This is a genomic window from Mycobacterium sp., from assembly GCF_049683935.1.
Taxonomy (GTDB): domain Bacteria; phylum Actinomycetota; class Actinomycetes; order Mycobacteriales; family Mycobacteriaceae; genus Mycobacterium.
Window position 1 is genome coordinate 1 of the sequence record NZ_JBAUJR010000034.1, and the last position, 13394, is coordinate 13394.

Below are 13394 nucleotides of genomic sequence, written 5' to 3' on the forward strand. Positions count from 1 at the left end.
GCCCCACAGTGCTGTCTGCGCGAACCCGTAGGGCGTGACGGCGTCACTCTGGCAAACGGACCAGCCACGACATCGTCCCGTTCGCCAGTCTGGTCGGTTGTTCACCGACCGAGTGTTGTGGTGTGGGCGGGTAGGTTACAGTGACTCAAGCCACAGGCGGGGAGCATGTGGCGTGGCGTCGAGCACTGGCGAGAGGAATTCGCGTGGGCATTGGTATTCAGGTCGAGGGACTCACGAAGTCCTTCGGGTCCCAGCGAATCTGGGAGGACGTCACGTTCGACCTCCCCGCCGGTGAGGTCAGCGTTCTGCTCGGCCCGTCGGGTACCGGTAAGTCGGTGTTCCTGAAGTCGCTGATCGGGCTGCTGCGCCCCGAACGCGGCAAGATCATCGTCGACGGCACCAACATCATCGAGTGCTCTGCCAAGGAGCTCTACGAGATCCGCACGCTGTTCGGCGTGATGTTCCAGGACGGTGCGCTGTTCGGCTCGATGAGCCTGTACGACAACACCGCCTTCCCCTTGCGTGAGCACACCAAGAAGAAGGAAAGCGAAATCCGTCAGATCGTGATGGAGAAGCTGGATCTGGTGGGCCTCGGGGGCGACGAGACCAAGTTCCCCGGCGAGATCTCCGGCGGTATGCGCAAGCGTGCCGGCCTGGCCCGCTCCCTGGTTCTGGATCCGCAGATCATCCTCTGCGACGAGCCCGACTCCGGTCTGGACCCGGTGCGTACCGCCTACCTGTCTCAGCTGCTGATCGACATCAACGCTCAGATCGACTGCACGATCCTGATCGTCACGCACAACATCAACATCGCCCGTACCGTGCCCGACAACATGGGCATGCTCTTCCGCAAGAAGCTGGTGATGTTCGGACCCCGCGAGGTGCTGCTGACCAGCGACGAGCCTGTCGTCAAGCAGTTCCTCAACGGTCGGCGCCTCGGCCCGATCGGTATGTCGGAGGAGAAGGACGAAGGCACGATGGCCGAAGAGCAGGCCATGGCCGACGCCGGACACCACGACGGTGGTGTCGAGGAGATCGAAGGCGTGCCGCCGCAGATCCAGGCCACCCCGGGTATGCCGGAGCGCCAGGCCGTGGGTCGCCGTCAGGCCCGGGTTCGCGAGATCATGAGCACCCTCCCGCCGGCCGCGCAGGAAGCCATTCGCGACGACCTCGAAGGCACGCACAAGTACAGCTCGCACGAATTCGGCGGCGAGCCCTCCACACATCGCCGCGTCGAGGACGACGCACCCACCGGTCGCATTCCGGTCGCCGGCGAGCGCTAGACCACACCTGCACGACGGCGGCGCACACAGCGCCGCCGTCGACTCGTGCTGCGTGCCGCATGGTGGTCCACGTGGACGAGCTCTCTGAGGCCGTCCGGCAATTCCCTGGTCAGCGGCGTGCCGCACCATATGCGGGCCGGATGTCGGCCTGACAGATCTATGCGATTTCAGCAACCGATCGATGGTTGAATTTGCAAACAATGCCGATTCGTGTGGCCGGTGTGACTGCCGTTGCTAATTCGTAGCGAGTTCGCCGAGAAATAAACCTCCGGTGTCGACCCGGATGTCATGGATCTGGTAGCTGCCGCCCAAAACCGGCCACTAGCAGTCCGATCAGGATTTTCGTCTACAGCCGTCAATTTTTTGTTCGTGGGTCTTGCGAAGTTGATCTGCTCGCCTATACAGTTTGCCAGAATCGCAAATCCGCGTTGTAAAACCTTTTCCGGGACGATCGCACGGCGATGCTCCGCGATATGGGACAGGAGACGTATGGTCGACCGCTACCGGGTCTGGTTGGGGGCAGGCGTTCTAGCGGGGGGTGTATCCGCAGCGATGCTGGCCGGTGCCGGCGTTGCCCTTGCGGACGACGGCACGTCGTCCAGTGCTGGCGCGCAGGGATCCTCGGGGTCTGGCGACTCCGAGAGTTCCAAGGCCGGACCGCGATCCAAATCCGAGGCGGATAAGCCCGGCAGGACAGCAGCCGACGCCGACGACAGCGACGATTCCCGCGACGCCGACAGCGACAACGGCGACGACAGCGACAGCGGCGTGGACGGGGAAACCGAATCCGGGGTCGACCCGGACGACGAGGCCGATCCGGACGACGAGGACGCTCCGGACGATGACGATGAGGACGCTGCGGACGACGCGGAAGTCCCCGAAGACCCTGAAGACGAAGTCGCCGACCCCGGCACCGACCTCGCGGGAACCGAGTCGGCGGCGGGTGGGAAGCACCGCGCACCCGAGGCCGAGGAAGCGACGCCGGCCGAGGGCGCGACGGAGGTGGTTGTAGAGACACCGGTGACGCCGGTCGAGCCTGAGGCGCCGATCGTCACGCCGACTGCTGACGCCGCCGTCGGGAGACCCGACGCCGAGGAGCCCAGCACATTCGTCGCGAGCATCGAGACAGACCTCACCAGCGAGGCCGGAGCCGTTGTGATGCGTGCCGCCGCGGAGAGTGTGCCGTGGGCAGCGGACGCACCGCCCGCGCTGCTCGATTTCTTCGACGACATGGGCACCTTCGTCTACAACCTGTACACCAGCACGATGCAGTTCCTCGCCGGGCCGGCGCGCTCCCCGTTCGGCAGCAGCGTCCGGGTGGAGAGGTCGACACTGACCCTCGGAAACGGAGTCGTCGTTCCGGCGGACTGGTATTTCCCCGACGACGACGAGCCCCCGACCGGGCTGATCTATCTCCAGCACGGGTTCCTCGCGACCGCGTCGTTCTACAGCGCAACCGCGGCATACCTCGCGGAGAAGACCAACAGCATCGTCGTAGCGCCGACGCTGACATGGAACGTCTTCGACACCGACAACTACCCGCTGATGCTGCCGCACACCCACCGCGCCGTCGCCGACTTGTTCGTGGGCGACCGCTCGGTGCTCACTGCGAGCGCCCGAGCGGCGGGATTCGCCGGGACGTTGCCCACCCGGGTGGTGCTGGCGGGCCATTCGGCCGGCGGCGGTCTGGTCGCAGGCACGGCGCGGTACCTGGTCGAATCCGGTGTCGCCGACGACCTGGCCGGTGTGGTGATGTTCGACGGCGTGGGGTTCCTGGACCACATGAGCGCGGATCTGGCGAAGATCCCGCACTCCATTCCGGTCTACAACCTCGCCGCTGAGCCCGATAGTTGGAACACCTACGGCGACGCCAACATCCGGCTCGTCGAGGCGCGGCCGGGCATGTTCACCGGCGTCATGGTCGAAGGTGGATCGCATTCCGACTCGATGCAGAGCGCCAGCCCGATCGTGCAGTTCATGTCCTACCTCGCGACCGGCTTCTCCACGCAGATGAACATCAATGCCAATGAGATCCTCGCGGCCGGTTGGATCAACGACATGTTCGCCGGGACGCACACGGCGAAGCTGTACGGTCCCGCGGGCACCACCCTCGACATCGTCGACGGCTGGTGGACTCGGGTGGCCCACATCCTGCCCACCGAGTGGGTCGATCTGAAGCTGTACGAGCAGGTGTATGCGTGCCTGCTCAATCCGACGACCATGTACTGCAGCTACTTCCCGTGGTTCCAGACGGCCCGCTGGTTCGAGCCGATGATTCCGCACCGCTCGGATACCGTCGCCGCCTGACCGGCAGTCCGGGCCGGCGGCTGAGATTCCGGAAATCGGCATGTGAGCCGAGCGACCGCGATACGGTTTGCCGGATTTGGATAGGGGCCAACGATGTTCGACCGGATGTCGATATGGATGGGCGCGGGCGTGGTCACGGCCGGTGTGTCCGCCGCCATGCTCGGTGGAGCCGGAGTAGCGATCGCATCCACGGACCCGGGTGCCGGCGGTGAGACATCCACGTCCGACGCGTCGGTAACCGGCAACCCCCGCGCCGAACGCGACAAGGCCGAACCGGACGCCGACACCAAGACCGACACCGAAGAAACCGACGCCGACACCGAAGAAACCGACACCGAAGAAACCGACGCCGACACCGAAGAAACCGAAACCGAAGCCGACGCCGAGGAGACCGCAGCCGAGGAGACCGACGCCGAGGGAACCGAAGCCGAGGAGACCGAAGCCGAGGAAACCGATTCGACCGGCCGGAACGACGAGTCGGATGTCGAGACCGATGTCGAGACCGAGGTCGAGACGGCCCTGCCCGTGACCACGGTGACCGAATCGCTGGACATGACGCCGGATGCGTTTGTCGAGGACGACACGGAGACCGCCACCGGAGTTCTCGCCGATGCCACCGAACCGACGACCGAGTCGGCTGGCGCCGCGGACACGGCCCCCACCACCGATGCCGAAGCGGCAGAGGTGCTCGAGCCGACACCGGGCGTCGCGCGGCTGACGGTGGTGTCGACAGCGGCCGAGACCACCGCCGAGGTGTCCGCGCCGAAGCAGACGCTGCTCAGCATCGTCGGGACCATCGTCTTCAACCTGTATTCGTTTGCGATCAGGGTGTTCGGCGGTCCACCGCTGTTGCCGTGGGGCAGCACGGTCACGGTCCGCAGTTCGAAGGTGGAGATCGACTGCGGCGAGGGATATGTGGTGCCCGCGGACTGGTATGTCCCAGAGGGGCCGACGCCGACACGACTGATCTACCTGCAGCACGGCTTCCTGGCTGCCGGACCGTTCTATAGCTACACGGCGTCCCGGTTGGCGGAAGCCACCCACAGCATCGTCGTCACCACGTCGCTGACGTCGAACTTCCTGGCGTGTGACGGCTGCTGGGTCGGCGGCACGCAGATGCACGAGGCGGTGGCGGGCCTGTTCGTCGACGGCAACACCGCTCTGGCCGACAGCGCGGCGGCGGCGGGTTACAGCCCATCGCTGCTGGCCGGCGTCGACCGGGTGGTGCTGATGGGGCACTCCGCGGGCGGCGGGCTGGCGGCAGGGGCCGCGGGCTACATGGCCCACAACGGCGCCATCGACCGGCTGGCAGGGGTGGTGATGCTCGACGGGGTGGGTTTCGGTCAGGTCCTGCCCGAGGCATTGCAGAAACTTCCCGACGACGTGCCGATCTACAACCTCGCCGGCAAGGCCTATTACTGGAACATGAACGGGTCCTCGGGCGTCGCGCTCGAGCAGTCCCGGTCCGGCCAGTTCCACAGCGTGCGCCTCGTCGGGGGCTTGCACTCCGACACGATGCTGGGTGGTAACCCGCTGGTCCAGGCCGGGCTCAACCTGGTCACCGGATGGTCGAAGATCGAGAACGTCAAGGCGGCCGAGATCCTCAGTGCCGCCTGGGTCAACGACATGTTCGCCGGAGCGCCCACCCCCGGGTCGCCCTACTACGGCGCCGCGGGCGACACGCTCACGATCGACACGCCCAGGGGCACCGCGACGGCCTACGTGATGCCGGGGCCGCCCGAGCGGCTGACGTTCATCGACAAGGTGTTCCAGTTCTTCGCCGACATCGCGTTCGGCATCAACTTCGCGACCTGTGTTGCGCCCTCGGACGAATTGTCCACATCAAACACCGTGTTATCTCTTGACGGAAGGACGAAAGCGGGCCAATCTATTGGCCAGCAATGTATGCAGGGATGAGAGCGATCAGGGCCGCCAGCCAGCGCCTGACCGTCCCTGCTTGCGGATGTTGAGGAATATGCCGTCCTGCGGTACTGTTGGACGTTGCGCTGGCTGCATCCTGCCCACCTCACCCGCCTACGACATCGTGAACAAGCCTGAGCCCTGCTCAGTGATCTAGTCGCGTGCCGTGCGTCAGAGTTCCGGGCCTGATCGGCCAGCCGAACCGACGCAGATATCGCGACAAATGGTCCGGTCCTATCCGGCACCTGATAGTCGCATGAGGTGCTGGAAGGATGCATCTTGGCAGGGTCCCGCCAGATCGAGTCAGAAGTAGCTACCACCAATAGTTCCGTTCCCGGAGCACCAAATCGAATTTCTTTCGCGAAGCTTCGCGAGCCCCTCGAGGTTCCGGGGCTACTCGACGTGCAGACCGATTCGTTCGAGTGGTTGATCGGTTCCGAGCGTTGGCGTGCCAACGCCAGTGGTCGCGGTCTCGCCAGTCCGGTGGGTGGCCTCGAAGAGGTCCTCACCGAGCTGTCGCCGATCGAGGACTTCTCGGGCTCGATGTCGCTTTCTTTCTCTGATCCACGGTTCGACGAGGTCAAGGCCCCGGTCGACGAGTGCAAAGACAAGGACATGACGTACGCGGCTCCGCTGTTCGTCACGGCCGAGTTCATCAACAACAACACCGGCGAGATCAAGAGCCAGACGGTCTTCATGGGTGACTTCCCGATGATGACCGAGAAGGGCACCTTCATCATCAACGGCACCGAGCGTGTCGTGGTGAGTCAGCTGGTCCGTTCGCCCGGTGTGTACTTCGACGAGTCGATCGACAAGTCCACCGAGAAGACGCTGCACAGCGTCAAGGTGATCCCGGGCCGCGGCGCGTGGCTGGAGTTCGACGTCGACAAGCGCGACACCGTCGGCGTCCGCATCGACCGCAAGCGGCGTCAGCCGGTCACCGTGCTGCTGAAGGCACTCGGCTGGTCCAACGAGCAGATCGTGGAGCGCTTCGGCTTCTCCGAGATCATGATGGGCACGCTGGAGAAGGACAACACCGCAGGCACCGACGAGGCGCTTCTGGACATCTACCGGAAGCTGCGACCGGGCGAGCCGCCGACCAAGGAGTCCGCGCAGACCCTGCTGGAGAACCTGTTCTTCAAGGAGAAGCGTTACGACCTGGCCCGCGTGGGCCGCTACAAGGTCAACAAGAAGCTCGGGCTGAACGTCGGGGAACCGATCACCAGCTCGACGCTGACCGAAGAGGACGTCGTCGCCACCATCGAGTACCTGGTGCGGTTGCAGCAGGGCGACAAGATGATGACGGTGCCCGGCGGGGTCGAGGTCCCGGTGGAGACCGACGACATCGACCACTTCGGCAACCGCCGTCTGCGCACGGTCGGCGAGCTGATCCAGAATCAGATCCGCGTCGGCCTGTCCCGCATGGAGCGTGTCGTCCGCGAGCGGATGACCACCCAGGACGTCGAGGCGATCACGCCGCAGACCCTGATCAACATCCGTCCCGTTGTGGCGGCGATCAAGGAGTTCTTCGGAACATCGCAGCTGTCGCAGTTCATGGATCAGAACAACCCGCTGTCGGGTCTGACCCACAAGCGCCGCCTGTCGGCGCTGGGCCCCGGCGGTCTGTCCCGTGAGCGCGCCGGCCTCGAGGTCCGCGACGTGCACTCCAGCCATTACGGCCGGATGTGTCCGATCGAGACCCCCGAAGGTCCGAACATCGGTCTGATCGGTTCGCTGTCGGTGTACGCACGGGTCAACCCGTTCGGTTTCATCGAGACGCCGTACCGCAAGGTCGTGGACGGGGTCGTCACCGATGACGTCGAGTACCTGACGGCCGACGAGGAGGACCGCCACGTCGTGGCGCAGGCCAACTCGCCGATCGACGAGCAGGGTCGATTCGTCGAGGACCGCATCCTGGTTCGCCGTAAGGGCGGCGAGGTCGAGAATGTGTCCAGCTCCGAGGTCGACTACATGGACGTCTCACCGCGCCAGATGGTGTCGGTCGCGACGGCGATGATTCCGTTCCTCGAGCACGACGACGCCAACCGTGCCCTGATGGGCGCCAACATGCAGCGCCAGGCGGTTCCGCTGGTGCGTAGTGAGGCTCCGCTGGTCGGCACCGGCATGGAATTGCGTGCCGCGATCGACGCGGGCGATGTCGTCGTGGCCGACAAGGCCGGCGTCATCGAGGAGGTTTCGGCCGACTACGTCACCGTGATGGCCGACGACGGCACCCGGCACACCTACCGGATGCGCAAGTTCGCCCGCTCCAACCACGGCACCTGCGCCAACCAGCGTCCGATCGTGGACTCCGGGCAGCGTGTCGAGGCTGGTCAGGTCATCGCCGACGGGCCGTGCACCGAGAACGGTGAGATGGCACTGGGCAAGAACCTGCTCGTGGCGATCATGCCGTGGGAGGGCCACAACTACGAAGACGCGATCATCCTCTCCAACCGCCTGGTCGAAGAGGACGTGCTCACCTCGATTCACATCGAGGAGCACGAGATCGACGCCCGCGACACCAAGCTGGGCGCCGAGGAGATCACCCGGGACATCCCGAACGTCTCCGATGAGGTGCTGGCCGATCTCGACGAGCGCGGCATCGTCCGCATCGGCGCCGAGGTCCGCGACGGCGACATCCTGGTCGGCAAGGTCACGCCCAAGGGCGAGACGGAGCTGACCCCGGAAGAGCGTCTGCTGCGTGCCATCTTCGGTGAGAAGGCCCGCGAGGTCCGCGACACCTCCCTGAAGGTGCCGCACGGCGAGTCCGGCAAGGTCATCGGCATCCGCGTGTTCTCTCGCGAGGACGACGACGAGCTGCCCGCCGGCGTCAATGAGCTGGTCCGCGTCTACGTGGCCCAGAAGCGCAAGATCTCCGACGGCGACAAGCTCGCCGGACGCCACGGCAACAAGGGCGTCATCGGCAAGATCCTGGCTGTCGAGGACATGCCGTTCATGCCGGACGGAACCCCGGTGGACATCATCCTGAACACCCACGGTGTTCCGCGACGGATGAACATCGGCCAGATCCTCGAGACGCATCTGGGCTGGGTGGCGAAAGCCGGCTGGAACATCGATGTGGCCGGCGGAACTCCGGAGTGGGCGGGCAAGCTGCCCGAGTCCCTGCTCTCGGCACCGGCCGACAGCATCGTGGCCACCCCGGTCTTCGACGGCGCGCGTGAGGGCGAGTTGGAGGGCCTGCTGGGCTCGACGCTGCCCAACCGCGACGGTGACGTGATGGTCAACGCCGAGGGCAAGTCGCAGTTGTTCGATGGTCGCAGTGGCGAACCGTTCCCGTACCCGGTGACGGTCGGCTACATGTACATCCTGAAGCTGCACCACTTGGTGGACGACAAGATCCACGCCCGCTCGACCGGTCCGTACTCGATGATCACCCAGCAGCCGCTGGGTGGTAAGGCGCAGTTCGGTGGTCAGCGATTCGGTGAGATGGAGTGCTGGGCCATGCAGGCCTACGGCGCGGCGTACACGCTGCAGGAGCTCTTGACCATCAAGTCCGACGACACCGTCGGCCGGGTCAAGGTCTACGAGGCGATCGTCAAGGGCGAGAACATCCCCGAGCCGGGCATTCCGGAGTCGTTCAAGGTGCTTCTCAAGGAACTGCAGTCGCTGTGCCTCAACGTCGAGGTGTTGTCTTCTGACGGTGCCGCGATCGAGATGCGTGACGGCGACGACGAGGATCTGGAGCGCGCTGCTGCCAACCTCGGAATCAACCTGTCCCGCAACGAATCCGCGTCCGTCGAAGATCTCGCTTGATTCGCGGCTCCGCCGCAGGCGCTAATGAGTTATTGGCTACAAATCCCGCAAGGGGAAAGGGAGTTACGTGCTAGACGTCAACTTCTTCGATGAACTCCGTATCGGTCTGGCCACCGCGGACGACATCCGTAATTGGTCCTTCGGCGAGGTCAAGAAGCCGGAGACCATCAACTACCGCACGCTGAAGCCTGAGAAGGACGGCCTGTTCTGCGAGAAGATCTTCGGACCTACTCGCGACTGGGAGTGCTACTGCGGCAAGTACAAGCGCGTTCGCTTCAAGGGCATCATCTGTGAGCGCTGCGGCGTCGAGGTCACTCGCGCCAAGGTGCGTCGTGAGCGGATGGGGCACATCGAGCTGGCCGCCCCGGTCACGCACATCTGGTACTTCAAGGGCGTTCCGTCGCGCTTGGGTTACCTGCTGGATCTGGCGCCGAAGGATCTCGAGAAGATCATCTACTTCGCCGCCTACGTGATCACCGCGGTCGACACCGAGATGCGGCACAACGAGCTTTCCACGCTGGAAGCCGAGATGGTCGTCGAGAAGAAGGCCGTCGAGGATCAGCGCGACTCCGACCTGGAGGCCCGGGCGCAGAAGCTCGAGGCCGACATGAAGGAGCTCGAGGAAGAAGGCGCGAAGTCCGACGTCAAGCGCAAGGTGCGCGACGGTGGCGAGCGTGAGATGCGTCAGCTCCGTGACCGGACCCAGCGTGAGCTGGACCGGCTCGACGAGATCTGGACGACGTTCACCAAGCTGGCTCCCAAGCAGCTGATCGTCGACGAGCTGCTCTACCGCGAGCTGCAGGACCGCTACGGCGAGTACTTCGAAGGCGCCATGGGCGCGGAGTCGATCAAGAAGCTCATCGAGAACTTCGACATCGACGCCGAGGCCGAGAGCCTGCGCGACACCATCAAGAACGGCAAGGGCCAGAAGAAGCTCCGTGCCCTCAAGCGCCTGAAGGTGGTCGCGGCGTTCCAGACGAACCGGAACTCGCCGATGGGCATGGTGCTCGACGCCGTGCCGGTGATCCCGCCGGAACTGCGTCCGATGGTTCAGCTCGACGGTGGCCGCTTCGCGACCTCTGACCTCAACGACCTGTACCGCCGCGTCATCAACCGCAACAACCGGTTGAAGCGACTGATCGATCTGGGTGCGCCCGAGATCATCGTCAACAACGAGAAGCGCATGCTTCAGGAGTCTGTTGACGCGCTGTTCGACAACGGTCGTCGTGGCCGGCCGGTCACCGGACCGGGTAACCGTCCGCTCAAGTCGCTGTCCGATCTGCTCAAGGGCAAGCAGGGCCGGTTCCGTCAGAACCTGCTCGGCAAGCGCGTCGACTACTCGGGCCGTTCGGTCATCGTGGTGGGCCCGCAGCTCAAGCTGCACCAGTGTGGTCTGCCCAAGCTGATGGCACTCGAGCTGTTCAAGCCGTTCGTGATGAAGCGTCTGGTCGACCTGAACCACGCGCAGAACATCAAGAGCGCCAAGCGCATGGTGGAACGTCAGCGTCCCCAGGTGTGGGATGTCCTCGAAGAGGTCATCGCCGAGCACCCAGTGCTGCTGAACCGCGCGCCCACGCTGCACCGCCTCGGTATCCAGGCCTTCGAGCCGCAGCTGGTGGAGGGTAAGGCCATCCAGCTGCACCCGCTGGTCTGTGAGGCGTTCAACGCCGACTTCGACGGTGACCAGATGGCCGTGCACCTTCCGCTGTCGGCGGAGGCGCAGGCCGAGGCCCGCATCCTGATGCTGTCCTCGAACAACATCCTGTCGCCCGCGTCGGGCCGTCCGTTGGCCATGCCGCGTCTGGACATGGTGACCGGGCTGTACTTCCTGACCACCGAGATCGACAGCGAGCTGGGCGAGTTCGTCGCAGCTGCCAAGGATCAGCCGGAGTCCGGTGTGTTCAGCTCGCCGGCCGAAGCCATCATGGCGATGGACCGCGGTGTGCTGTCGGTGCGGGCCAAGATCCGGGTGCGGTTGACGCAGTTGCGTCCGCCCGCCGAGATCGAGGCCGAGCGGTTCCCCGACGGCTGGAAGCCGGGCGACGCCTGGATTGCCGACACGACGCTGGGCCGGGTGCTGTTCAACGAGCTGTTGCCGAGGGGCTATCCGTTCGTCAACGAGCAGCAGCACAAGAAGGTCCAGGCCCGGATCATCAACGATCTGGCCGAGCGCTACCCGATGATCGTGGTCGCGCAGACCGTCGACAAGCTCAAGGACGCCGGCTTCTTCTGGGCCACCCGTTCGGGTGTCACGGTGTCGATGGCCGACGTGCTGGTGCCGCCGCAGAAGCAGGAGATCCTCGACCGCTACGAGAAGGAAGCGGACGCGATCGAGAAGAAGTACCAGCGTGGCGCTCTGAACCACACGGAGCGCAACGAAGCGTTGGTCAAGATCTGGCAGGACGCCACCGAAGAGGTCGGTAAGGCTCTGGAGGATTACTACCCCGAGGACAACCCGATCATCACGATCGTGAAGTCCGGCGCTACGGGCAACCTCACCCAGACCCGCACGCTGGCCGGCATGAAGGGCCTGGTGACCAACCCGAAGGGTGAGTTCATCCCGCGTCCGATCAAGTCCTCGTTCCGCGAGGGTCTGACGGTGTTGGAGTACTTCATCAACACCCACGGCGCCCGTAAGGGCCTGGCGGACACGGCGCTTCGTACCGCCGACTCGGGTTACCTGACCCGGCGTCTGGTCGACGTGTCGCAGGACGTCATCGTGCGCGAGACCGACTGTGAGACCGAGCGCGGCATCAACGTCACGCTGGCCGAACTGCAGTCCGAGGGTCCGCTGGTTCGTGATCAGCACATCGAGACCTCCGCCTATGCGCGGACGCTGGCCACCGACGCGGTCGACGCCGACGGCAACGTCGTGGTCGAGCGCGGCCACGACCTCGGTGACCCGGCGATCGATGCATTGTTGGCGGCCGGCATCACCGAGGTGAAGGTCCGCTCCGTGCTGACCTGCGCGACCGGTACCGGCGTGTGTGCGATGTGCTACGGCCGCTCGATGGCCACCGGCAAGCTGGTCGACATCGGTGAGGCGGTCGGCATCGTCGCCGCGCAGTCCATCGGTGAGCCCGGCACGCAGCTGACGATGCGTACCTTCCACCAGGGTGGTGTGACCGGCGGACAGGACATCGTCGGTGGTCTGCCCCGAGTGCAGGAGCTGTTCGAGGCCCGCGTTCCGCGTAACCGTGCCCCGATCGCCGATGTCTCCGGGCGGATCCGCCTGGAGGAGAGCGAGAAGTTCTACAAGATCACCATCGTTCCCGATGACGGGGGCGAAGAGGTCGTGTACGACAAGCTCACTCGTCGCCAGCGGCTGAAGGTCTTCAAGCACGACGACGGTTCCGAGCGTCTGCTGACCGACGGTGACCACGTCGAGGTGGGCCAGCAGCTGATGGAAGGCTCGGCCGACCCGCACGAGGTGCTGCGCGTCCAGGGTCCCCGCGAGGTGCAGATCCACCTCGTCCGGGAGGTCCAGGAGGTCTACCGCGCTCAGGGTGTGTCGATCCACGACAAGCACATCGAGGTCATCGTCCGGCAGATGCTGCGGCGCGTCACGATCATCGATTCGGGCGCGACGGAGTTCCTGCCCGGCTCGCTGACCGAACGCGGCGAGTTCGAGTCGGAGAACCGTCGGGTGGTCGCCGAGGGCAACGAGCCCGCGGCAGGTCGCCCGGTGCTGATGGGCATCACCAAGGCGTCGCTGGCCACCGATTCGTGGCTGTCGGCGGCGTCGTTCCAGGAGACCACTCGTGTCCTGACCGATGCGGCGATCAACTGCCGCAGCGACAGGCTCAACGGTCTGAAGGAGAACGTGATCATCGGCAAGCTGATCCCGGCCGGTACCGGCATCAGCCGCTACCGCAACATCCAGGTTCAGCCGACCGAAGAGGCCAGGGCTGCTGCGTACACGATCCCGTCCTACGAGGATCAGTACTACAGCCCGGACTTCGGCCAGGCGACCGGTGCTGCGGTGCCGCTGGACGATTACGGCTACTCGGATTATCGGTAGGACTACCGGTAGCTCCATCAACGGGAAGACCCTCGCTACGGCGGGGGTTTTTTCGTTGGCGGGCGCCCCGGGGCGGCGTAAAATTCGCC

Annotated in this window: 5 protein-coding genes; all 5 read left to right on the plus strand. The window is 65.0% G+C overall.

Annotation, left to right across the window (positions count from 1 at the left end; all coding sequences use genetic code 11):
• The first annotated feature begins 203 nt into the window (after window positions 1-203).
• The 5 genes from WA965_RS01985 to WA965_RS02005 all read left to right on the plus strand — a co-directional run bounded on the left by WA965_RS01985 (window position 204) and on the right by WA965_RS02005 (window position 13305).
• On the plus strand, window positions 204-1283 hold the full coding sequence (locus WA965_RS01985; protein WP_526299112.1) for an ABC transporter ATP-binding protein: 1080 nt from the start codon (window positions 204-206) through the stop codon (window positions 1281-1283).
• A 552-nt stretch (window positions 1284-1835) separates the two neighbouring features.
• Window positions 1836-3590 carry an alpha/beta hydrolase gene (locus WA965_RS01990; protein WP_526299114.1) on the plus strand — a complete coding sequence of 585 codons (1755 nt, stop codon included), beginning with the start codon at window positions 1836-1838 and terminating at the stop codon, window positions 3588-3590.
• 93 nt (window positions 3591-3683) lie between these two features.
• A complete protein-coding gene (locus WA965_RS01995) occupies window positions 3684-5507 on the plus strand; it encodes a hypothetical protein (RefSeq protein WP_526446986.1) in 1824 nt (607 codons plus the stop codon).
• A 264-nt stretch (window positions 5508-5771) separates the two neighbouring features.
• Window positions 5772-9284 carry a DNA-directed RNA polymerase subunit beta gene (rpoB, locus tag WA965_RS02000; RefSeq protein ID WP_526299118.1) on the plus strand — a complete coding sequence of 1171 codons (3513 nt, stop codon included), beginning with the start codon at window positions 5772-5774 and terminating at the stop codon, window positions 9282-9284.
• Between the two features lie 67 nt (window positions 9285-9351).
• Window positions 9352-13305, plus strand: a complete 3954-nt coding sequence (locus WA965_RS02005) for a DNA-directed RNA polymerase subunit beta' (protein WP_178358731.1) — start codon at window positions 9352-9354, stop codon at window positions 13303-13305.
• Window positions 13306-13394 lie beyond the last annotated feature (89 nt).

What these genes read in the sequence shown, in the direction of transcription:
- WA965_RS01995 (WP_526446986.1), top strand. Translation starts at nt 3,684, where the DNA reads ATGTTCGACCGGATGTCGATATGGATGGGCGCGGGCGTGGTCACGGCC.
- WA965_RS01990 (WP_526299114.1), top strand. Translation starts at nt 1,836, where the DNA reads ATGCTGGCCGGTGCCGGCGTTGCCCTTGCGGACGACGGCACGTCGTCC.